General features: G+C 42.4%; 11 protein-coding genes. 2 read left to right on the top strand and 9 right to left on the bottom strand.

The annotated features are described in order from the left end of the window. Nucleotides 1-442: 442 nt before the first annotated feature. The 8 genes from IPO83_14925 to IPO83_14890 all read right to left on the bottom strand — a co-directional run bounded on the left by IPO83_14925 (nucleotide 443) and on the right by IPO83_14890 (nucleotide 21217). Nucleotides 443-10300 carry a tandem-95 repeat protein gene (locus IPO83_14925; GenBank protein ID MBK9732545.1) on the bottom strand — a complete coding sequence of 3286 codons (9858 nt, stop codon included), beginning with the start codon at nucleotides 10298-10300 and terminating at the stop codon, nucleotides 443-445. Between the two features lie 384 nt (nucleotides 10301-10684). Further along, nucleotides 10685-12106 (bottom strand): sensor histidine kinase, encoded by a 1422-nt coding sequence (locus tag IPO83_14920; GenBank protein MBK9732544.1) that lies wholly within the window; start codon nucleotides 12104-12106, stop codon nucleotides 10685-10687. 38 nt (nucleotides 12107-12144) lie between these two features. Further along, nucleotides 12145-13761: a hypothetical protein gene (locus IPO83_14915; GenBank protein MBK9732543.1), complete on the bottom strand. Its 1617-nt coding sequence runs from the start codon at nucleotides 13759-13761 to the stop codon at nucleotides 12145-12147. Nucleotides 13762-13800: 39 nt separating this feature from the next. Next, the gene (locus IPO83_14910) at nucleotides 13801-14442 is read right to left on the bottom strand and encodes a response regulator transcription factor (protein MBK9732542.1); all 642 of its coding nucleotides are present in this window, start codon (nucleotides 14440-14442) and stop codon (nucleotides 13801-13803) included. 436 nt (nucleotides 14443-14878) lie between these two features. After that, on the bottom strand, nucleotides 14879-15535 hold the full coding sequence (gene pdeM, locus IPO83_14905; GenBank protein MBK9732541.1) for a ligase-associated DNA damage response endonuclease PdeM: 657 nt from the start codon (nucleotides 15533-15535) through the stop codon (nucleotides 14879-14881). After that, the gene (locus IPO83_14900) at nucleotides 15532-18015 is read right to left on the bottom strand and encodes a ligase-associated DNA damage response DEXH box helicase (protein MBK9732540.1); all 2484 of its coding nucleotides are present in this window, start codon (nucleotides 18013-18015) and stop codon (nucleotides 15532-15534) included. Before IPO83_14900 ends, pdeM begins: the two co-directional genes overlap by 4 nt. 163 nt (nucleotides 18016-18178) lie before the next feature. After that, nucleotides 18179-19759: an ATP-dependent DNA ligase gene (locus tag IPO83_14895; protein MBK9732539.1), complete on the bottom strand. Its 1581-nt coding sequence runs from the start codon at nucleotides 19757-19759 to the stop codon at nucleotides 18179-18181. Nucleotides 19760-20206: 447 nt separating this feature from the next. Further along, nucleotides 20207-21217, bottom strand: a complete 1011-nt coding sequence (locus IPO83_14890) for a ligase-associated DNA damage response exonuclease (protein MBK9732538.1) — start codon at nucleotides 21215-21217, stop codon at nucleotides 20207-20209. A gap of 184 nt (nucleotides 21218-21401) precedes the next feature. Between IPO83_14890 and IPO83_14885 the strand changes: the two genes are divergently transcribed. Next, nucleotides 21402-22277 (top strand): SDR family oxidoreductase, encoded by an 876-nt coding sequence (locus IPO83_14885; GenBank protein MBK9732537.1) that lies wholly within the window; start codon nucleotides 21402-21404, stop codon nucleotides 22275-22277. An 86-nt stretch (nucleotides 22278-22363) separates the two neighbouring features. On the opposite strand, the gene IPO83_14880 is transcribed toward IPO83_14885, so the two are convergent. Further along, the gene (locus tag IPO83_14880; GenBank protein ID MBK9732536.1) at nucleotides 22364-24106 is read right to left on the bottom strand and encodes an ABC transporter ATP-binding protein; all 1743 of its coding nucleotides are present in this window, start codon (nucleotides 24104-24106) and stop codon (nucleotides 22364-22366) included. A gap of 367 nt (nucleotides 24107-24473) precedes the next feature. Here IPO83_14880 and IPO83_14875 point away from each other — a divergent pair, with 367 nt between their 5' ends. Continuing rightward, the gene (locus IPO83_14875) at nucleotides 24474-25421 is read left to right on the top strand and encodes a hypothetical protein (GenBank protein ID MBK9732535.1); all 948 of its coding nucleotides are present in this window, start codon (nucleotides 24474-24476) and stop codon (nucleotides 25419-25421) included. Nucleotides 25422-25615 lie beyond the last annotated feature (194 nt).

Genomic DNA, 25615 nt, shown 5'->3' with positions numbered 1-25615 from the left:
TAGTTCAGCATGATTTGTCTTTAACCTGATTTTTTTAAATAAAAGCCGCTTAATTACGATAGAGAACTGTTGATGGTTTTCACTGGTTCAAAAAAAGATTTTAAAATCGACGTAAGGCGATGCCGATCCGGATAGCAGCATTAAATCACCATTCTTTTTTAAACCGTAATATGAAAAATTTGTATAATCTATATTTCAATTATCCTGAGACATTGAGGAGAAAGTGAGATGAAATATCATCAACACAGCACTGTCTATACGCTATTGCCTTGGTAACTGATTTCAGATTTTAGAATAGGAGCACAGAGTTCTGCCATTCAAATAAATTTGAAAAGCATAAAGAATCCGGAAATTTGCTTGCACCATTTAATAATAAAAAACCCGCACAACTTTTTAAGGTGTGCGGGTTTTGAAAATCAGGCCTTTCAGACCCACTTCTTTTTTATTTGATCAACATCACTTTCTGTTCTGCTTTGAAGTCACCGTTGATCATTCTTACAAAGTACATACCTGCTGACAACTGTTCCATGTTGAAAGTGATGGTTTCGTTGTCACTCAGATCGTCACCGTTAAGGTTTACAACATGCATCACTCTGCCAAACATATCAAGCAATTGCACAGTTACCGCACCTTCCTTTACGTTCAGAATTGAAACATTCAGATTATTCGAAGTAGGATTAGGCCATGCATTGATTTGAATCTCCTTAACCTCTCCAAGTTGATCTCCATCCTCCGTCTTCTGACCAATCGTTATTTCTACCTTCTTTGAATGGTGTGTACAGCCGTTTGTTGTATCCGTTACCCACACTGCATACGTTCCTGAAGCACAAGCACAATAGGTGTTGCTGGAACTGTTACCTGGAGCCTTCTTTGAATTAAATTTCCAGGTATAGACGTAGTTAGCATTGAAAGGAGTAGACAACCGTTTACAGGGAGCACCACAACTTGCATTGTTGTTTTTGATGGTAATCTTGGCCTTCACTTCCGCAAATGCTACTACATTAACATCATCGGAAGCAGTACAGCCGTTTGCTGCAGTAACTGTAACTGTATACGTGGTTGAACTACCAACATTGCAAGTTGGATTCGCGATATTAGCATTGTCCAAGCCTGTTGCCGGCGACCAACTGTAAGAAGCAGCCTGATCATTGCTTACAGCGCTGAGCATGATTGGTTTGCCGTGACATTTGGTAAGATCAGGTCCTGCATTAACAGTGATGTCACACACCTTTTCAATGATGGTAATGGTAACCGTTGCTGCTGAGCAATCGCCATCCACATCACACACCTGGTAGTTAAATACATCTGTGCCGAAGTAGTTCAGATCAGGCGTGTAAGTATAGGAACCATCAGGGTTCATGGTCACTGTTCCATTCGCTGCTCCGCCATCTACACCAATCAGTGTCCATACATTACCACCGTCGCCACTTGGAGTATCATTCGTCGATGCATCTCCGTTTACCGCTGTGTTTTCATCGGTAGTATTCACATCATTCACCGCTACTGGTGCATCATCTACAGGATTGATCGTGATCGTTACAGTGGCTGTTGAGCAATCGCCGTCTACATCACAAACCTGGTAAGTGAATACATCTGTTCCGTTGTAGTTTGGATCAGGTGTGTAAACATAAGATCCATCAGGATTCATCGTCACTGTTCCATTCGAAGCACCACCATCAGGTCCAACAAGTGTCCATACATTACCACCGTCTCCGCTTGGAGTATCGTTGGTGGATGCATTTCCCGGAACCGGTGTGTCTTCATTCGTTGTGTTTACATCATTCACCGCTACAGGTGCATCGTCTACAGGATTGATCGTGATCGTTACTGTGGCTGTTGAGCAATCGCCGTCTACATCACAAACCTGGTAGTTGAATACATCTGTTCCATTGTAGTTTGGATCTGGTGTGTAAACATAAGATCCATCAGGATTCATCGTCACTGTTCCATTTGAAGCACCACCATCAGGTCCAACAAGTGTCCATACATTACCACCGTCTCCGCTTGGAGTATCATTGGTGGATGCATTTCCCGGAACCGGTGTGTCTTCATTCGTTGTGTTTACATCATTCACCGCTACAGGTGCATCATCTACAGGATTGATCGTGATCGTTACAGTGGCTGTTGAGCAATCGCCGTCTACATCACAAACCTGGTAAGTGAATACATCTGTTCCGTTGTAGTTGGGATCTGGTGTGTAAACATAAGATCCATCCGGATTCATCGTCACTGTTCCATTCGCTGCTCCGCCATCAACACCAATCAGTGTCCATACATTACCACCGTCTCCGCTTGGAGTATCATTGGTGGATGCATTGCCCGGAACCGGTGTGTCTTCATTCGTTGTGTTTACATCATTCACCGCTACTGGTGCATCATCAACAGGATTGATCGTGATCGTTACAGTTGCTGTTGAGCAATCGCCGTCTACATCACAAACCTGATAGTTGAATACATCTGTTCCGTTGTAGTTTGGATCAGGTGTGTAAACATAAGATCCATCCGGATTCATCGTCACTGTTCCATTCGCTGCTCCGCCATCTACACCAATCAGTGTCCATACATTACCACCGTCTCCGCTTGGAGTATCGTTGGTGGATGCATTTCCGGGAACCGGTGTGTCTTCATTCGTTGTGTTTACATCATTCACCTCAGGTGTGTAAACATAAGATCCATCAGGATTCATCGTCACTGTTCCATTCGCTGCTCCGCCATCTACACCAATCAGTGTCCATACATTACCACCGTCTCCGCTTGGAGTATCGTTGGTGGATGCATTTCCCGGAACCGGCGTGTCTTCATTCGTTGTGTTTACATCATTCACCGCTACTGGTGCATCATCTACAGGATTGATCGTGATTGTTACAGTGGCTGTTGAGCAATCACCGTCTACATCACAAACCTGGTAGTTGAATACATCTGTTCCGTTGTAGTTGGGATCTGGTGTGTAAACATAAGATCCATCAGGATTCATCGTCACTGTTCCATTCGCTGCTCCGCCATCCACACCAATCAGTGTCCATACATTACCACCGTCTCCGCTTGGAGTATCATTGGTGGATGCATTGCCCGGAACCGGTGTGTCTTCATTCGTTGTATTTACATCATTCACCGCTACAGGTGCATCATCTACAGGATTGATCGTGATTGTTACAGTGGCTGTTGAGCAATCACCGTCTACATCACAAACCTGGTAGTTGAATACATCTGTTCCATTGTAGTTTGGATCTGGTGTGTAAACATAAGATCCATCAGGATTCATCGTCACTGTTCCATTCGCTGCTCCGCCATCCACACCAATCAGTGTCCATACATTACCACCGTCTCCGCTTGGAGTATCATTGGTGGATGCATTGCCCGGAACCGGTGTGTCTTCATTCGTTGTATTTACATCATTCACAGCTACAGGCTGCTCATCTACATTATCAATTGTAATGTTAGCTACTGCTGTTGAGCAATCGCCATCTACATCACATACCTGATACGTAAACTGATCAGTTCCTACATAACCGGCATCCGGTGTAAAGGTGAATGAACCATCCGGATTCATCGTTACGTTTCCGTGTGCAGCTCCACCGTCAACTCCAATCAGCGTCCATACATTACCGCCATCAGGGCTTGGTGTATCATTACCTGCTACACTGGAATTTATATCTACATCCTGATTAGTAAAGTAGGTATCATTAACCGCTACAGGTACATCGTCAGCAGGATTGATCGTGATCGTTACAGTGGCTGTTGAGCAATCGCCGTCTACGTCACAAACCTGGTAAGTGAATACATCTGTTCCGTTGTAGTTTGGATCTGGTGTGTAAACATAAGATCCATCCGGATTCATCGTCACTGTTCCATTCGAAGCACCACCATCAGGTCCAACAAGTGTCCATACATTACCACCGTCTCCGCTTGGAGTATCGTTGGTGGATGCATTTCCCGGAACCGGTGTGTCTTCATTCGTTGTATTTACATCATTCACCGCTACAGGTGCATCATCTACAGGATTGATCGTGATTGTTACAGTGGCTGTTGAGCAATCACCGTCTACATCACAAACCTGGTAGTTGAATACATCTGTTCCATTGTAGTTTGGATCTGGTGTGTAAACATAAGATCCATCAGGATTCATCGTCACTGTTCCATTCGAAGCACCACCATCAGGTCCAACAAGTGTCCATACATTACCACCGTCTCCGCTTGGAGTATCGTTGGTGGATGCATTTCCCGGAACCGGTGTGTCTTCATTCGTTGTGTTTACATCATTCACCGCTACTGGTGCATCATCAACAGGATTGATCGTGATCGTTACAGTGGCTGTTGAACAATCTCCATCCACATCACATACCTGATAAGTAAATACATCTGTTCCATTGAAGTTTGGATCAGGTGTGTAAACATAAGATCCATCAGGATTCATCGTCACTGTTCCATTCGCTGCTCCGCCATCTACACCAATCAGTGTCCATACATTACCACCGTCTCCGCTTGGAGTATCGTTGGTGGATGCATTTCCGGGAACCGGTGTGTCTTCATTCGTTGTGTTTACATCATTCACCGCTACTGGTGCATCATCAACAGGATTGATCGTGATCGTTACAGTGGCTGTTGAGCAATCGCCGTCTACATCACAAACCTGGTAAGTGAATACATCTGTTCCGTTGTAGTTTGGATCAGGTGTGTAAACATAAGATCCATCAGGATTCATCGTCACTGTTCCATTCGCTGCTCCGCCATCTACACCAATCAGTGTCCATACATTACCACCGTCTCCGCTTGGAGTATCGTTGGTGGATGCATTTCCCGGAACCGGCGTGTCTTCATTCGTTGTGTTTACATCATTCACCGCTACTGGTGCATCATCTACAGGATTGATCGTGATTGTTACAGTGGCTGTTGAGCAATCACCGTCTACATCACAAACCTGGTAGTTGAATACATCTGTTCCGTTGTAGTTGGGATCTGGTGTGTAAACATAAGATCCATCAGGATTCATCGTCACTGTTCCATTCGCTGCTCCGCCATCCACACCAATCAGTGTCCATACATTACCACCGTCTCCGCTTGGAGTATCATTGGTGGATGCATTGCCCGGAACCGGTGTGTCTTCATTCGTTGTATTTACATCATTCACAGCTACTGGTGCATCATCTACAGGATTGATCGTGATTGTTACAGTGGCTGTTGAGCAATCACCGTCTACATCACAAACCTGGTAGTTGAATACATCTGTTCCGTTGTAGTTGGGATCTGGTGTGTAAACATAAGATCCATCAGGATTCATCGTCACTGTTCCATTCGCTGCTCCGCCATCCACACCAATCAGTGTCCATACATTACCACCGTCTCCGCTTGGAGTATCATTGGTGGATGCATTTCCCGGAACCGGTGTGTCTTCATTCGTTGTGTTTACATCATTCACCGCTACTGGTGCATCATCTACAGGATTGATCGTGATTGTTACCGTTGCTGTTGAGCAATCGCCATTGATATCGCAAACATGGTAGGTGAACACATCAGTACCATTGTAGTTCGCATTCGGTGTGTAGAGGTAAGAGCCATCCGGATTCATGGTTACTGTTCCGTTAGCTGCGCCACCATTTACACCAATCAGTGTCCATACATTACCTCCGTCTCCACTTGGAGTATCATTGGTGGATGCATTTCCGGGAACCGGTGTGTCTTCATTCGTTGTATTTACATCATTCACAGCAATTGGCACTTGATTGAGAATAGTTACAAATACAATTGCCGTATCACAATCACCATCGCCATCACAAATCTGGTAGATGAAATTGTCGCTGCCGAAGTAATTAGTATTCGGTGTATACTCAATGAAATCATCAGTAGGATCATTTGGTGTTGAATTGGTATTTACCACAGCAGTTCCATGAGCTGCATTGGTGGTTACCGTAATCGCACCAGAACTGGGTCCATTTATTCCAAAGTCATCATTTATCAATACATCAATATCAACTGCTGTATTTAAATTGGTTGTTGAATGATCCGCATTAGCAGTTGGTTCTCCAGGAGCTGAAGGAGGATTTACAACAATATCCACTCTTGCTGTATCACATTTACTTGGAAGCTGCGTACATCCACCAGGATTAACAGGTGCATCGCAGATTACATATTCAAGTGCATCTATTCCGATAAAGCCGGGAGCCGGAATATATTCCAACAATCCATTTGCAAGAACTGTAGCTGTACCATGAGCAGGTTGTAAAACGCCTGCAGGTAAGCTTGCCGTGAAATCATTATTATCAGGATCACTGTCATTCGTCAAAATATCCCAGAAGATTGGTTGATTTACCGTACCTATTGCAATGTCATCTCCTGCAACCGGTTTCGCGTTTACGCCAACACCTGATACGGTAATATTTACGGTAGCATTTCCTGAACAGGCGACCGGTGTTCCATCATCACAAACTTTATAAGTAAATGCATCAGCACCGAGGTAACCTGAATTAGGTGTATAGAGCGCATCATTGCCAATTAATACCACTGTACCATTGGTAGGATTGGAAACGATAGAAGCTGTTAATACTCCATTTTCCGGATCGGTATCGTTAGCGGTGATAAGTATCGTTACTCCTTTGCACTCATTGGTAGTAGCCACATCATTTACAGCAACGGGAGGTTGATTGTTAACGGTAATCACCACCATAGCGGTATCGCAAAGAGGAGCCTCATTACAACCACCACTGCTGGCTTCGCAAATCTGGTAAACCAGGGTGTCTTTGCCCGTGTAGCCAATAGCAGAAGTATACAACACATTGTTTCCGGAAACAGATGCAGTACCATGTTGTGGTCCGGAGATGATGGAAGGCGCTGTAGTTGCATTGCCATCCGGATCACTATCATTGGATTTAACGGTAATGGTCATGTTTGCGCCAGAGTTACCAGAAGCAACATCCTTGACTGCAATCGGTGCTGAGTTGGTAACCGTAATTTGCACGATACCTGTATCTGAAGCACCATTGTTATCAGTTACTTTATACAATATTGTTGCAACTCCATTGAAAGGCAGCGTAGGTGTGAAAATTACAGAACCTGCCGTGAATGTTGCAGTACCTGAACCACCAGGACTTACCGTTCCGATTATTCCTGTAACAGTCATCGTATTACCTGCATCAGGATCAACATCATTGGCAAGCACCAATATGGTATCCTTTTTAACAGATTGTGTAGTGGCAAAATCCTTTTTGGCCAATGGAGCACGATTTAGAATTGCTGCGCAGGAACCTGGCACAATGTAGCTGATTACAAGTTTAGGACGCTTAGTGGTCACTCCCTCTTCACGACTGGCGAATTGCATGCTATTATCACCACCGGATTCAGTAACTGCCTTGAGCAGAACACCTAAATTGCTTGAAGGCGTTGTTACCCATCCATTTACCAATGTATTGATGTTCCAGCTATAAAACCCATTACCAGACACAGTAGTTGTTGCCGCAGCAAGAGCAGTGTAATCACCACCTTCTGTTGTCCATGCTGTTCCACTTGCGCTCTCCTTCCAACTTGGATCACCTCCTTTATCGCATTTGGTTCCTTCAACCCAGGTCTTGGTTACGTTATGCAAACCAATCGGCATGGAGGCAGACTTACCGCCAGTTTTATCTAAAGTTAAAACAGAGGAGCTGATGATTGCACCGCCGGGAATACCTGACACATCGAATTTGAGGAGGGCGCGTTCCGGCTTGGAACCTTCGCGATCAACATATAACTTGGTACAAGTACCGAAGTTATTATCCTTTTTGTCCTTCTTCAGTGAAAGATCAATAGTAGCATCTAAAGTGAGTGTACCGGATGATCCTGAAACCGCTTTATAAAACAGATTGGCGCAAGCGTCGTCAGTAATTGAAACAACAGCATTGCCAGTAGAGCAATAGCCGTTTGAATTACAAATCTGATACTTGAAACTATCAGCACCACTGTAATCAGTATTGGGCTGATAAGTAATGGTACCATTGGGATTGATAGCCGCTGTTCCATGTAATGGCTCAACAGTAATATTATTAACGGTCATAGTCGCACCTAAAGGATCGCTGCTTTGACCCAATGCATTAAAAGATGTTCTGGTATCTTCCAAAATAGTTGAGTTGAAGTTTGCCGCCACAGGACCTCTGTAAACGCAACCTTCAAGGTCAAAAGTAACTGCGTCAATATTTGGCTTGCCTGCGGTTCTTTTGATTCTTAGATATTCGGTACCGGCAGTAACAACATAGTTGCTGATAATAACTGACGCACTGTTAGTGGTGAAAGAAAGCAGGTTACTGAATGTAGTTCCATCCGCACTTTGTTCCACAGTCATGGTAGAAGAACCAGGACCTGCATGTTTCCAATGAACAAAAGCAGTATCGCTGGCAGGAATCACATCTGTCAACAATACAACCAGCACGTCAGTGTTATTATCCAATTCAGCAGTTACAGCGTCAGGATCTGCTGAAACTTCATCAGGATTAGTAACTGATGTGAAAACGATCGCCGTATCAGCTACGCCCGAAGAAGTTGTTCCATAATATTCAGAGGAAGTACAACCATGCACATCTAAAGATCCAACTGTTACTATGATAGTGGCTGTAGCGCACAATGCCGTATTATCGCAAAGCTGATATGTAATGAAATCTGCACCGGAGAAATTCTGATTCGGAATATAGGTAATGATACCACCTCCATTGTTCACAAATGTTCCGTTGTTACCACTTCCAATCAATGTTACGGTCAATGGACCGCCATCAGGATCTGAATCATTTGCCAGTACATCAATGGTTGCACTGCTGGTCGTACAACCTTCAGGAATATTAGCAATATCATTCACAGCAACAGGAGGGCGTGGGCCGGGAGTTACCGTAACATCTGTTGTAGAGAAAGATTTACGTCCGCAATTATCGGTAACAATTACTTTAATAGTAACAGAGGTGTTGCTTAAAACCTGTGTAGGCGTAAAGGTTGGATTTGCTGCAGTGTTGTTTGGTGAAAAAGTTCCTGCTGAATTTCCATTAGCGTAAGTAGCAGTCCATACATAGGAGTAAACGCCGCTACCACCACTTACTGAAGAGGTCAGCGGATAGCCAACAGCACCTTCCATATTGGCCGGAATGCCGCTCACGGTAACGTTTACCGATTTATCAGTCATTGAAATCAAACTCCAGTTAAAGAACACCCTTACTGCTGCGATGTTATCAGCAGCAGCAGCTTTAAAGATGTCATGACCTGCTTCATAGAGTACCCAACCTCGGTTAGGATCTCCGAAACCACGTCCATAAGCGATTTGCGCTGCAGGACCTGCAGAAAGAGCAGGCACATTTGCCTGCGAGGGATCAGAAACAGCAATGTTGGTTGATGCTCTCCAGCCGCTTGCCTTAGGCAGATAAATTTGCTCCGACCCGTTTTGAGTGGCAGCATCAGTGATACCCATAAACTGCATGAAAGGATCAGCTGCCAAAGTGGTGTTTTGAACATAAGGAACACTACCAGTAGTGTGATTGGTCCATAGAATTAATGCATTTTCTGAGTAACAACTTGTACCGGTTGCTGTTCCTGTTTTATTTGATAAGAAGTTGGTTTGCTGACTTGGGTTTGCAGGATTGAACATGTCTTCCAATGCGGATACAGCATGACAACCTGCCCAGATACCACCTTTACAGTTTAAGTTCCATTCGAGTAAATGACCATGCGTACTCCAACACGGATCCGCGTGAGGCATTACAAACAAATCGTCGCAACAGGTTAAAGTGCCGGGCGCATTAAAATTATATGCATTCGAAGGAATGCCTGCAGCATTCATCCAGTCCACAGCAATCGCACCATTCTGCGCGTCGAGTGTCCAACGAGGCACAGCGGTGAGGGTAGTGTAAACTGGCACCGTGGCCGAAGTGGTAAAGGAGTCAATTACAACACCCTGCGATTTGAATGTATTAATCAATGCATTTACTGAGGGTGTTCTGAATTCGTTGGGTATAATAAAGCAACCAGCTTTATATGATTTGCCATTGTAAGAAAAGTCGTTCGCCTGCCACGTTTTGGAAGGATTGATAACCCATTTTATGGGAACACCATAGGTGTTGAGCAACTGATACACCAAACCGTAAGGCTTCAGTGCATTGTTGGTGGTTTGAGGCACCACACCCATATTGATAATCAGCGAGTGGGCTTCAATAGTCTCGTTTCCTGCAAATGCTTTCGGCCCTGAGAAAAGGGCGCCGATCACTAGTGCAAAACCGATCAACAAGGTTTTGAATTTTCCGTTGCAACAGGTTAACAATTTTGCCGTAAGTCCTGTTGTTTGTACTACTGTTTTCATAGGAGGAGAATTAATGTTTAAAGTGTAACTGAATGGAGTATTGTGCTAAGGTTTATTTTTAGATGGGTACTTGTTTTTATGCTGACAGACTGGTCAATACTTTTGATATTTGATTTGAACTGTTATACATGGGTAATTACCCCGCAGAATAACAAGCGCACATTAGTTACTACTCATTTTTTCAAAAGCGGGTCAAAAATAGAATTACGCAAAAAGGATACTTGTAGAATTATTGCTACATGATGCTAATACCCTATGAAACACCAATGCGCATTAGTAAGATTTTACCAAATATTAGCATGAATCTCCTTAATCGGGCACACTTCCAATAGTTTTAAAGCGCATAAACGGAAGCGTTAGGAAGAGATTTACATCATAAATGGATCAGTTGAGGGGTTTTATAGTGATTTGCACAGAAGTACCTTGCAGCGGTTCACTTTTTACTTCATAACTGCCATTGATTAATGGCAATAAGTCGCGGAGTAAGAGGTAGCCAAGTCCACTACCACCAAAATCGTTTTCGGAAAAACCGCTTTTCAACAACTGCTCGCCTGATGGATTATTGATACGATCAAGTATTTCTTTCGGAATACCTTCTCCATTGTCGATCACCTGAATTTTGTATTGTGTTATTTCATCAATGGCCAATAAAAGAATGGTGCCCTTCCGGGTGTGTTTAATTGCATTGGAAATTACATTGGTCAGCACAATAGAAAGCAATTGCGGGTCAGTATTAATTATATCGTCTTCAGAAACGGTATTCAACAGTTGCGTATCCTTTACATCAGCCAATTCACTGAGCATTTCAAATAATTCGTGAACAAGGGCAAATACAGGTACATGCGAGGATCTTACAGTAATGCGATCGTTCTGGAGGTTAATCCAGTTCAGAATGTTGGAAGCATTGTCGTAAAGTTTAACAGTTGCATTCTGAATATCTCCTAATGTTTTAGCCAGCGCCTGTGGATCATCCTGTTTCTGTTCTTTTGCCAATTTTGCAGAGAGTCCGATAAAGCGGAGCGGTGTAATGATATCATGTGAAAGAATAGCTATCATTTTATCTTTAATAGTGACCGATTGCTGCAGATTTTTTTCTGATACCGCGAGGCTCCTGTTGGCAAGTTTCAATTCGTTGGTACGAACGCCGATAAGCGCTTCCAGCCGCAGGTTTCTTCTGATCATGCCTCTTGCATGAAGCCGTGTTACCAGCCAAAATGCACCGAACAGGAAAAGCAAAACAAGTCCGATGAACCATGATGTCTGAAAGAAATACGGTTCAACATGTAAAGGCAAAATTACCTGCACCCAATCGGCTGAATCAAAGCCCGACCGCTTTCTGATCAGCAGCTTGTAACTTCCGAATGGCAGATTTGAAATTACAATCCGGCGTTCATTCTGCTTAACGGGTATCCAGTTCTGTCCTCTTCCCTCTATTTTATAATCCATCCAGATGTTATCTCCTGTGCCCCAATACGGTGTGGAAAAAAGGACCTCCAACTGCCGGTAATCACTTTGAAGATTTAACAATTGGCTAACTGTTACAACCTTAGTATCCACAACGATTTCATCAATGCTGATTTTTTCCTGTGGAAGCAACGCTGTGATCATCTCCGGCTTAAATGACACTATTCCCTGTATAGTAGGAAATGAAACATAACCGTTTGCCAATATCGCATAAGCAGGTGAACACCCTCCGTTGAATTCGTCTGTAAGCATGCCGTCATTCACTCCATACCTGTAATAATATACCGGGTAAGTTGCATCTGAGAAATAATTCTGCAGACTTTGCTGTGTCGTTTGGAACAATCCACGATTGGTGGTAATCCAGATGTTCTTATTGCGGTCTAAAAAAATGCATGTACATCTACCATCGCCCCATACCGGTCGATAGGTGCTTTTACCAACTTATTTCCTTTCCATAAATAAAATCCATTTCCATAAGTCCCAATAAAAATAATATCGCCGATGGTTTGCATTGCCCGAACATATATACCATCAAAAGCATGAAGGGTATCGCATTTTAACGTTGTGCTATTCAGAAAATAAACGCCCTGGCCGGTTCCCACCATCAACGTTGAATCGGATATTCTGGAGAAGCAATAAGTCGGATCACCGGACAGCGAAGACAGTAACCGCATGGAATCATTTTCTATATATCCAATGCCATTTTGCGAGCCCACCCAGATTCTATCGGCATCTTCAAAAAAAGTATTGATATCACCGGTGAATTTTTTGGGTATGATGGTTTTTGCTTTCTCAACTTCATGATAACGGACAATGTTATTCTGGTAAGGATACCAGATATCACCGGCGCTATCCTTAAGTAACGCATAATTATCGTAAGGACCGATTGCTGATTGCTCAAATTTTCCCGTAAGGGTATTGTACACCCGTTGATTGGAGGTCATCACCCTCGCGCTGTCAATCGCTAATTGAACATAATATACATTGCTGATTCCTGCTGCTGAAATATCGAATTGATCCGTCCTTAAAGAATTTTCGCGGTACACGAACAAACCTTTTGAATCGGTACCTATCGCAATAATTTTTCTTTGCGCATCATAAGCCATACAATTAATAAGGCATCCTTCGGGAAGATTTTTGGTAAGCAGTTCGGATGTAAATGCCTGCTTACCTACCCCAACAGCTATCCTGTATAATGATGTACCGTCCATTACGAATGCATAATTAAAGGGCCAGATGGTCCTGTATACATATTCAAAAGCTGTTTTATTTTCAGGCGCTTTTTTCCATAGATCGCCGGTAAGTGTGCACCTGGTGATGGTTCCATCTTTTATATTCACCTCAAACAAATGATTCTCCTTATCTAAAAAAAGAAGTCGGCCCTTAACCATAAAATAGCCAACAGGATTGTAGTCACCGGTTGGAAATATCTTCTGCAAAACAGTCCCGTGAAAAAGCATCGGATCTTTCCAGCCAATCAATAGGTAACTCGAATCGCTCAAAGGAAATACCGACACCATTGTACGATCAGGTTTGCCGGTGTATTTTCCGATCAATTCTTCCCGCACCATTTTTTCATATATATCAATACCGGGTATTGCTCCTTTTATCTGGGTTACATTTTGTCCGGGTTGAAATGGCCGTATAAGCTGCTGCAACTTTCCAGGTTCGATGGCAAACACACCAATAGAACTGTTTTGAACAACCACATCCCCTTCAAAGGTTTTCAGGACACTGTTACCTCTTTCGGTTAAAAATTCCGGATGGCTGAAGTTATTGAAGGTCTGCACGCTATTACCATCAAACCGCACTATGCCACCTTCTGTCGAACACCATAAATAGCCTGATGAATCAAACTGCGCAGAAGTGACGCTGTTTTGAGGCAAGCCATTTTGGGAAGTATAATGCTCTACGTGAAATGAGTGCTGCGCATAGGCGGGCAGCAAACAAACAAGAGCGATGAACAGGGAAACACTTCTTCTTAACATTTTCGGCATGCGCATCAATATAAGGCAAAATAACAAGCGCAAAGAAGTTCATCCGTTAAAGTGATAGAACTGTGCAATATTCTGCAACTCCACCATATTGTTTACGCCCACCTTGTCAAAAATTCTCGCTTTATAAGTCGCGACGGTTGTTGCTTTAAGGTTGAGCAGGCCGGCAATTTCTTTCACTCCTTTGCCATTCATTAAATTATTGAATACGGCCATTTCCCGCTCTGAGAGATCCTCAAAAGGATGTTCACCTGATTTGCCTTCGCCTGACTCCGACCGCAATTGCTGTTGCAATTTATCGCTTACAAATTTGCGGTTCAATAAGAATAAGTGAAGAGCTTTAATAATTTCACCCTGACTGCTTTGCTTACTCAGGAATCCGTTAGCACCCATATGAAGCAGCCGCTTGCCGAAAATTTCCTCCGGGCTCATTGTATAAATCAGGATCTGCAAACCGGGATACTGTTCTCTGATGCCGGAAAATATATTCATCACATTGCAATCCTGTAATTGCAGGTCGAGAATAAGATGGGTGAAAGTGTTATCCTTTAACCGCTCAGATAGCTCCTTGCAATTTTCCACTTCCTCCAGATTGTAATCGGTGAACTGCGACTCCAGAATAAATTTCATACCTACCCGGATAATAGAATGGTCATCAGCTATCAGTATCCTCGGGCTATTCATCTGGCATTGTACCTTATCAGGAAATAGCAAACATACAAACTTGTTTTTTTTGAGAGTGTAGAAGTATGGCTACAAGGGTGAAATTGGAGAGTTGGAGAGTTTGAGGGTTTGAGGGTTTGAGGGTTTGAGAGTTTGAGGGTTTGAAAGTTTGAAAGTTTGAGGTTCCGTTGAATCAGGAGAATAGGCTTTGATTCAGGCAAAGTCATGTGATAATTTATAAAAAAACTACAATCAACACGTAACAGCAATCCTGTTTTTCTCATTGCACCAACCAATGCCGTTATACTAAGTTTTCATACGCACTTCAAAACATATCGCCATTATCATGGGATTGAAGTGACAGTAAAGATTGGTTGATGCGTCTACTCTCCGGCTTCGCCGCAACCATACAACCATTTAGTCATTTTAACAATATATCAAGTTAGCAATTTTAATATCAAACCTGATTCACCATGTTATTATAAATGATAAATACTGCATCTGACTCAGCGGGTTGTAACACACTATGACCTGTGAAGCCACCAAAGGCAGGCAATACACAAGATGTCTTACCAAAACTAAAACAGGGAAATATGACCGACTGCATTCCTTTTCCGCTTAAACGTACTGCCGGATGCAGATGCCCATAAAACTGATAGTATTTTTTTTCAAACACGTCCACTGGTTTATGGGTAAGAAAAAATGGTGCAACCACCATTGATTCATGATGCAGGATTATTTTTCCTTCAACCATTAACTGATCATCAAGTATATCATGATTGCCTTTAATCAGGTGGAAGGTAACCTCAGGATATTGCATTCTCCATTCAATAAAATGCTGCCACTCGTTGTTGTGAAAGCTGTGAAACAAATCGCCGAGCAGATAAACGGTAGTAACTTTCCATTGATGAATCACCTCCGACAGCCTGCTTAAATCATCGTGATGCACCAGTGATGAAACCGGAATGCCTGCCTTTCTGAAATGCCCGCTTTTTCCCAAATGAAGATCAGCTACAAACAAACTGTGCTGCCGTTTCCAGAAAATAACTTTTTCAGGAAGCAACAACAGCTCTTCCCCTGCAACAGTATGAGATGTTACGTCCTTCGGATTCATGGCTTAGTTTTTTTTTGCGCTGCCAACTTTCGGCGCATAGGTTTATTCCTTACCTCTTCTCCGAAATGCAGTTGCATTTTTCTCACACGCTCCTCTAATTTCTCACTGGTAAGTTTTTCGCGCATGCGATCCACCATTATCGGAAATGCAAATGGCGTTGGTTTTTCCGGATGAGTGATCATTGTACTTTGTGAATTGATGCGCATCAATGCTCTTCTTAACCGCAACTCCTCTAATTGAAAATCCAATACCTCCTGGTAGCATTGCCGCAACAATAAATTTTTAGGATCATACTCTGAAAAAACTTTAAACAATAAAGAAGTGGAGGACTGCAGGTGACGTTCCTTTTCCTGCCTGCCGGGAAAACCCTGGAAGATCAATCCTGCAATACGTGCCACCTCGCGAAAACGACGCATCGCCATTTCCGTAGCGTTCACACTTGCCTCGATGTAGGCCAGTAAATTTTCGGTAGAAAATAAATCCTGCGCAATTGCTTCTTCCAACGGAATCGGAGCATCAGAAAGCAATTCAAATCCATAATCATTCATAGCAATGGAAAATGAAATGGGTTTGATGAGTGCAATACGATAGGCAAATAAAGCCGCCATTCCTTCATGCACCAGTCTTCCTTCAAACGGAAAAAAGAAACAGTGATGTCCTTCATCAGTTTCCAATTGCTCAATCAAAAACTCATGCAGAGAAGGCAACAGTGAACGTTGTTCCTGCAAATCCAATAATGGCTTCAATACTTTTACTTCTATTTCCTTTTCAGTATGATGTTTTGCTTCGTCAATTTTTTTACGAATCATCGCAGAGAGCTGTGACGACAATGGCATTCTCCCGCCCTGCCACGAAGGAATTTGTCCTTTCGTTGGTTTTATTTTACGAACATAAGCAGTGTTGCCACGCACCTGCACCAGCGACAAACATTTTCCCGCAAACCAAAACACATCACCCGGATTCAAACGCGAAATAAAATACTCTTCTATCGTTCCGATATTTCCACCAGTGAGATACCTGATGAACATGCTCGCATCAGCTACTATGGTACCGATAGACAGACGATGACGCAACGCGACTTTTTTATCATACACTTTAAAAATACCATCTGCTTCTATCACCTTTGAAAACTCCTGGTAATGTTCAAGCGATGAACCGCCTGTAGTAATGAAAAGTAAAACCCAATCCCATTCATCATCCGTTACATCAGCAAATGCAAAAGTTGTTTTTATTTCTTTAAAAATTTCTTCCTGCCGGAATCCATCACCTACTGCCAGTGTAACTAAATATTGCACCAATACATCAATGGGCTTGATGTAAGGAATTCTATCTTCCAAAATATTTTTTTCAATGGCCTCTTTTAAGGCAGCTCCTTCAATAAGCTCCAGTGAATGGGTTGGAACAAAATAAATGTTGCTTTCTGCATCCGGCTGATGGCCGCTTCTTCCTGCACGTTGCAGGAATCGCGCAACTCCTTTCGGACTTCCAACCTGTATCACAGTTTCAACGGGTGTGAAATCAACTCCGAGATCCAATGAGGAAGTGCATACCACTACCTTCAACCTATCATTGTGCAACGCATTTTCCACCCACGCTCTCACTTCCTTACTCAGTGATCCGTGGTGAATAGCAATCGTTCCTGCAAGGTCAGGTGAATAGTTCAACAATTGCTGATACCACATTTCCGCCTGGCCTCGTGTGTTGGTGAACAATAAAGTAGAACGGCTCTTTTCTATTATCGGAAGAATATTCGGAATCAATCGGGTGCCTAAATGACCGGCCCATGGAAATCTTTCTATCTCATCCGGAAGCACCGAGCGGATGTTGATCTTCTTGCGGATATCGGCAACCACTACACATTTGTTTCCTTTGAAATCATTTCCGAGCAAAACTTCAATTGACTGTGCAAGGTTTCCGATGGTTGCGGAGATACCCCAGGTTTTTAATCCGGGCCTGATACTTTTAATTCTTGATAAGGCCAATTCCACCAACACGCCACGCTTCGATCCAAATAATTCATGCCATTCATCCACTACAATTACCTGCAGGTTTGAAAATAATTTTTCGGATTCACCGGTGGTAAGTAAGAGATGCAAACTTTCCGGTGTAGTTATTAATGCATCCGGCAATTTTTCAAGCTGCTTCTTTTTTCGTGCGGCAGACACATCGCCTGTCCGCAATTCCACTTTCCAGTTTACTCCCATTTCTTTTGTGGCTTCCTGCACAGCCAGATGAATATCCTTTGCAAGCGCTTTCAATGGTGTGATCCAAAGCAATTGCAATCCTTTAGGCTTCTTTTCATTTTGCATATACTCCATCAATGCCGGCATCCAGAGCGCGAATGTTTTCCCACTGCCTGTTGGCGCGTTCAGCAAACCGGAATAACCGGCAGCATATTTTTCCCATACTTCATACTGGAATGGAAATGGTTTCCATCCTTTTTGTTCGAACCAGGATTCTATTTTGGGAAGGGAAGACATTAGTGATGATAAAGTTAAATGAACACGGATAAAACGGATTTACAAAAAAATAATAGAACGCGGATTAAACGGATCTAACGGAGTTACACGGATTTTTTTTCGTTTTTATCCGTCAAATCTGCGTCATCTGCGTTCCATTTTTACCACGTTAAAACCTTCCCACTTAAATAAGTTTTTTAAGAGTATTCAAATTATCAGCCTCGGCTGCTTTTTTATCCTTTCTCCAACGGTGTATTCGTGGGAAGCGAACAGCAACACCGGATTTATGCCTCGATGAAAGTGCAATACCTTCAAATGCCAGTTCAAAAACCAATTCAGGTTTTACCGTGCGGACAGGTCCAAATCGTTCTAATGTATTTTGCTTCACGAAGCGATCCACTTCACGGATTTCTTCATTCGTCAATCCTGAATAGGCTTTGGCAAACGGAACGAGTTTATCATTATCCCACAAAGCAAAAGTGTAATCGGTAAACAATCCCGAACGAATACCGGAACCTGTTTGCGCATAGATCATTACAGCATCAATAGTATAAGGATCCAGTTTCCATTTCCACCACGCTCCCTTTTTTCTTCCAACGAGATAAGCAGTATCCTTTTTCTTCAGCATCAGTCCTTCACTTATTTTTTCGCGCGATGATTTTCTTTTTTCCGTTAGTTCTTCCCAGGAACTAAAATCAATAACAGGTGAGGCGATCAGCAATTCTTTCAATCCGCAAGATTCAATAACCTCTTCGAGTTGAGCACGTCGCTCCTGCAACTTTCTTTCCCGCCAGTCTTCACCGTTCCATTCCAGCAGGTCATAAGCGAAGAATGCCACAGGTGCGTCTTTCAATATTTTAGCAGAAACATTTTTTCTGCCAATGCGTGTTTGTAATACCTGGAATCCGAGCGGTTTGCCTTCACGATAAGGAAGAATCTCTCCATCTAACACAGTTCCAGCCGGCAGCATTTTTCCGATGGATGCTAACTCCGGAAATTTATCTGTCACCAGTTCTTCTCCTCTTGACCACAGGAAAAAATTTCCTTTCCGCTGCATGAGCTGTCCGCGAATGCCATCCCATTTCCATTCGGCCTGCCATTGTTCTGGTGATCCTAATTCTGCTAACGGAGATTCCAAAGCATAAGCAAGACAGAAAGGATAGGGTTTGGAAATATCTTCCGTTTCCGCATTGAAGGATATCAACTCACTGAAAGAAATTTTCTGCGGATCCCAGTTGCCCATCAAGCGGTGTGCAAGAAATGATTCTGGCAATCCGGTGTGCAGTGCAATCGCCTTGATCAGATTATTTTTTGAAACACCTACACGAAATGAAGCAGACATCAGCTTGTTAAAAACAAACTTTTCCTGCTGGTCCATCTGGTACCAGGCTTCTGTAATAAATATTTTCTTCTGTTCTTCCGTTGCTTTTTTTAATAGCAGAAAACCATTCATCCATTCACTCAATGGAACATCGCTTAAAATTCTTTTCTGCGGAACAATAAGAGAAACAGTCTCAGAAAAATCTCCAACCTGGCTATATGATTCTTCCAGCAGCCAGTCCGGTAAACCAGAACCTTCAGCAGCCCATTGTCTGAGTTTGGCACTGTTGATTTCACGTTTAGGTCTTCTTCCTGTAAACAATGCTATCGTCCATAATTTATCTGCATCACTTACCACGTCAAAGTATTTTGTCAGCAACTGAATTTTATCGTTGGTGCTGTTGGTTTGATCGAGGTCTGCGAAGAGTTGTGAGAAGAGTTGCATGGGTGATGGTTATATGGCTATATGGCTGGAGGGCTTCGTGGTTTTAATATAGCATTGTTGCATTGCTAAATTGTTAAATTGTTGTTTGCCTTTAAGCACACTTTGTGTCAACAATTAAATCATTAAACAGTTAAGCAATTGCTTCTTTATGGAAATGGTTAAATGGCTAAATGGCTTTTCGGACTATTCTCAAACTTTATGTCAACAATTAAACCATTAAACAGTTAAGCAATTGCTTCTTTAAATGGTTAGATGGCTGAATGGCTGTTCGGACTATTCTCACACTTTGTGTCAACAATTAAACCATTAAACAGTTAAGCAATGGCTTCTTTATGGAAATGGCTATATGGTCACATGGCTAAATGGTTGTTCAGCCACTCTTACACTTCGTGTCAACAATTAAACAATTAAACAATTAAACAATCAAACAGTTAAACACTTGAACATCTATCCAACCTCATCATCAACAATCACTTCACCTTGATACGAGGTAGTCACTTCCTGCGCATCAAGTCCCTTTTCCCGCAGCCAACGTGCAAACTGGTAAGTATATCCATGTGTTACGAATACACGTTCTGCGCCGGTAGCCTTAACCGCATTGTTTAATCCATTCCAATCGGCATGATCACTTAAAGCAAAACCGATATCATGCGCGCCTCTTCTTTTGTTACCCCGTATCTGCATCCAACCCGAAGCAAAGCCAATAGAATACGGTTTCAATTTCGCCAACCACGAAGTATTTTGCACAGCCGCAGTTGCCAGAATCAGTGCATTACGGAAATCTTCTCTTTTGTTTTCTGCAGTGATCCTTTTTACTTCCGGAACAGGTGAACCATTTTTGCGCAGCACTTCATTCACATTTTCAATAGCACCATGCGCATAAATGGGTCCTGTACTCAAATCGATACCGCATAAAATCCTTTGTGCCTTTCCCAATGCATAGCAAAGAAGAACACTTGCCATACCTCTTTCCTGATTTCTCTTCCACCAACTTTCAATCTCATCAAAAATCCTTTGTTGTGCTTTCCACTGATAAACAGGTAATCCAAAAGTGGATTCTGAAATAAATGTGTTGCACTTCACAGGTTCAAAAGGTGTTGAGATACCATCATCTTCAGTTTTATAATCACCCGAAGCAACCCAAACTTCACCATTCAATTCGACCCGAACTTGTGAAGAACCAATAATATGACCGGCAGGATGCAATGAAACAGTAACTCCGTTATGAATTATTTTTTCATTGTATTCCAACGAATGAACGTTGATGTCTGCTCCCAGCCGCTGACGCATTACGGGAACAGATTGACGATGCGCAAGATAAACCTGATGTCCACGATAGGCATGATCACTGTGTGCATGTGTGATAATTGCACGATTCACGGGTTTATGGGGATCAATGTAAAAATCTCCGGCCTCGCAATAGATACCTTTGTCAGTAAATTGAAGTAGTTGTGACATGTTGTAGAAGCAAAAATAAATGTTTGCGACATTGTGGGGAATTAAGAATTGAGAATTAGCAATTAGGAATTGGAGAATTAATACTGCCACTGAATACAAACTCTTTCGAACCTACAAAACGATTTAAACAATTTAAACATCATAAACAATCTAAACAATTTAAACAATCTAAACACTTCCCCACATGTATAATGAACCCATGCTCAAAGAAGGTGCCCTCAAAGACAAAGTGATTGTAATTACCGGTGGCGGAACAGGATTAGGAAAGTCAATTGGACTTTATTGCTCCCAATTAGGTGCGCAGCTGATACTCACTTCAAGAAAACTGGATGTGTTGCAACAAACAGCAACAGAAATGGAAAAGGAAACCGGTAATAAGGTATTGGCCATCGCCTGTGATGTTCGTAAATATGAAGATGTTGAATCGATGTTGAAACAGTCACTGGATTATTATGGAAGAGTGGACACCTTGTTAAATAACGCTGCCGGAAATTTTGTGATGCCAACGGAACGGCTTTCTCACAAAGCCTTTGATGTGGTGGTTGATATTGTTTTAAAAGGAACTTACAATTGTTCACTTGCGCTCGGAAAATACTGGATTGAAAAAAAACTGCCCGGAAATATATTAAATATTGTTACCACTTATGCTTTCACAGGTTCGGGTTATGTTGCACCATCTGCTGCTGCGAAAGGCGGCGTGCTCGCTCTTACGCGTTCACTCGCTGCTGAATGGGGTCGTAAAAAAATCCGTTGCAATGCAATTGCTCCGGGCCCTTTTCCTACGGAAGGTGCGTGGAGCCGTTTGTTTCCACCTGTCGTGCAACAATATGTTGACCCAATGAAGCGATTACCAATTGGCCGTTACGGCGAGCACCAGGAACTTGCCAATCTTGCAGCCTACCTGATTTCAGACTATTCAGCATATGTGAATGGTGAAGTGGTAGTGATTGATGGCGGCGAATGGCTGCATGGCGCAGGTCAGTTTACAGGTTTGGAAAATATTCCGGATGAGTTGTGGGATATGTGGGAGAAAATGAGGGTGAAGAAGAGTAGTGAGTAGCGAGTAAAGAGTAAAGAGTCGTTAGTCGTTAGCAGATTGGTTATTACTCATTGTGTCATTGCTAAATAATTCCTGATTCCTGATTCTTAATTCTTAATTCCTTTAGGAACGGCGTTTATCAACTTCTTTGTGTACTCAGAAGATGGGTGATGGTAGACGTCATCAACATTGCCTGATTCTTCAATCTTTCCATTATTCATTACCAGCATTCGGTCGCTCATAAATTTTACAACGGAAAGATCGTGCGAAATAAAAATGTAAGTGAATTGAAATTCTTCCTGAAGCTGAAGCAGCAGATTCAATACCTGCGCCTGCACAGAGACATCCAGCGCTGAAACACATTCATCACAAACAATAAATTTTGGATGTAATGCCAGAGCACGCGCGATGCAAATCCGCTGTCGTTGTCCACCCGAAAATTCATGGGGAAAACGATTGTAGGCATCTGAAGACAAATTTACTTTCTGAAGCAGATCGAATACTTTTTCGCGGCGTTCAGCTTCGTCTGAATAAAGTTCATGAACTTTCATCGGTTCCAGGATTGCAGCGCCTGCAGTCAGCCGCGGATTGAGTGACGAGTAAGGATCCTGGAAAATAATCTGGAGTGATTTGCGAACGCTTCTCATCTCGTCGTCCGAAAGTGTGGTCAATTCCTTTCCCTCAAAGATCACAGATCCGGAAATCGGTTTTACCAACTGCAAAACACATCTTCCTAAAGTGGTTTTTCCGCAGCCGGACTCTCCTACCAAACCAAGTGTTTCTCCCGGATACACATTAAATGAAACACCATCCACTGCTTTCACAAATGATTGGGCTGAACCGAAAATGTTTTTCTTATCAGGAAAATACACTTTCAAATCTTTTACTGAAAGTATGGGTTCGCGTTGTTGCAATCGCTCAAGCCGGATCGAAATTTCATTTGGTGAAATCACATTTTCAGCTGAAAGTACTGCAGCCTCCTGAGATCGTGCTGTCAACAGGCCCTCATCATCTTCGCTCATGAAATCAAAAATAGTGGGAAGTCTGTGCAATTTTTTCCCTACCGGCGGACGGCATGCCAATAATCCTTTTGTATATGGATGCTGTGGATTCAAAAATATTTCTTCCACTGTTCCCTGTTCCACAATTTTTCCTTTATACATTACAAGTATGCGATCCGCCACTTCCGCTACTACGCCTAAATCGTGGCTGATAAAGAGCATGCTCATTTCATTTTCTCTCCGCAAACTGTCCATCAATTTCAATATGCGCGACTGTACTGTTACATCAAGGGAGGTGGTCGGTTCATCAGCAATGAGGATACGCGGATTGCAGCTCATAGCCATTGCAATCATTACACGTTGCTTTTCTCCACCGGAAATTTGATGCGGATACGCATGGAAGACCCGATTCGGATCCTGCAGTTGAACTCTGTTCAGCATTGAAAGTGTTCGCTCCTTTGCATCCGCGGCTCGCAATTTAAGATGTAACGAGATGGCTTCCATTATTTGATTACCGCAAGTAAATACAGGATTGAGAGAAGTCATTGGTTCCTGGAAAATCATGGCGATTTCACGGCCACGGTATTGTCGCATTTCCTTATCAGGAATAGAAAGCAGGTCAACAGGCGCTCCATGAGTTTTTGAAAAAAAAACCGATCCGTTCGTAATTTTTCCCGCAGGAGGAAGCAACCTCATCAACGATAATGCAGTGATGGATTTGCCCGATCCTGACTCTCCGACGATCCCGACAGTTTCACCATGATGAAGGTCAAAGCTGACGTTATTCAACGCAAAAGATTTTTGTCCGTTTGCCGTGAAAAAAGTCTGAAGGTTGACGACTTGTAAAATGCGATCGTTATGCAATGATTTATTATTGGGATAAAAATAGCAGTAAAAATATTTGATCCCTTCGGATTGTTATTTGATCATGAAAAGTCCCGCTACAATAAAACGACTTTAGAAACGAGATATGCAACGGTTGGCAAATAGCAATGACATTATATATTCAGACAAATTTTAATCCATCGCCAGGTTTAATGGATGTTGCAGAAGCTGGCAAACATGACTAATTCTTGCCCAACTTGTGCAGTATTTTTCCTGTTTTAGAGTATATTTATAAGGGAAATAACACTTTATGAGTAATAAAAAATTGAATTCTGACTTTTCGGTACTAATTTTGCAAATGTGAGTTTTTCTTAACCAAAAATAACCAAGTATGTCAGACGTAAGATTAAACCAACCGGGAAACCAACCTCCTAAACAGAATAACCGGACTATTTTTTACATTATCCTCATCCTATTGCTTGTCGGAATTAATATTTACCTGTACGTAAACTATTACCAGTCGAAAAATCAGGTTCAAGCACTTTCTGAAGAAACCAACATGGACAGCATCCGTATCGCTGACCTTGACATGAAATATCAGGAAGCTCTGGTGAATATTGAGTCTTACAAAGGTCAGAATTCAAAGCTCGACAGTATCATTGCCTTGAAAGAAAAAGAACTGATGGGTTTTAAATCTAACCTCGATGCAATGAAAAAGAAAATGAAAGTCACTGATGCCGACTATAAGAAACAATTGGATGGTATGCAGAATACTGTAAATGACCTGATGGCGCAGATTAAAGACCTTCAGGATAAAAATCAGATTCTGATCACCAAAAACGATTCGTTAGGTCAAACATTGGCGAACGAAATGAATACGAATACACAATTGAGCAATACGAATCAGGTTCTTTCTCAAAAAGTATCGGTTGCATCGTTGCTAAAACCGACGAGCCTCTCTTCCACTGGCGTTCGTGGAAAATCAAGCGGCAAAGAAAGTGAAACAGACAATGCAAAGAAGGCAGAGAAGTTAAAGGTTTGTTTTGATTTGCCGGAAAATCAGGTTGCGGATCCTGGAGAAAAGACATTTTTAGTTCGCATTATAAGTCCTCAGGGAACAACGCTTTCAATTGAGAGCAGCGGTTCAGGCACGTTCATGGTAGCAGGCACGGGCGAACAACGCCAATACACTACTTCCACCAACGTTCAGTATGATCAAAAGTCAAAGAATGTTTGTACCTACTGGCAACAAAGTACGCCCTATGAAAAGGGTACCTATACTACAGAAGTTTACCAGGATGGCTATTTATTGAGTTCACAAAAATTCGAATTGAAATAATACAATAGTATTTAGAAAAAAACCACTTCCCCGGAAGTGGTTTTTTTTTGCCTTTCATTCAGAGGCTGTTTAAAAATCATTTTATCAATGGAGAGATGTTGCTGAAGTTGCCGGTGAATATACTTTCAACAGTTAAGCAGCCGTGGTTTGGATCTTCACCTGCAGCTATCATAATTCCGGAAACCATTTTTAAA

The organism is Chitinophagaceae bacterium (assembly GCA_016717285.1).
Lineage (GTDB): Bacteria > Bacteroidota > Bacteroidia > Chitinophagales > UBA10324 > JACCZZ01.
The sequence above is the reverse complement of the archived record's forward strand: the minus strand, read 5'-3'. Positions and strand labels throughout refer to the sequence as shown.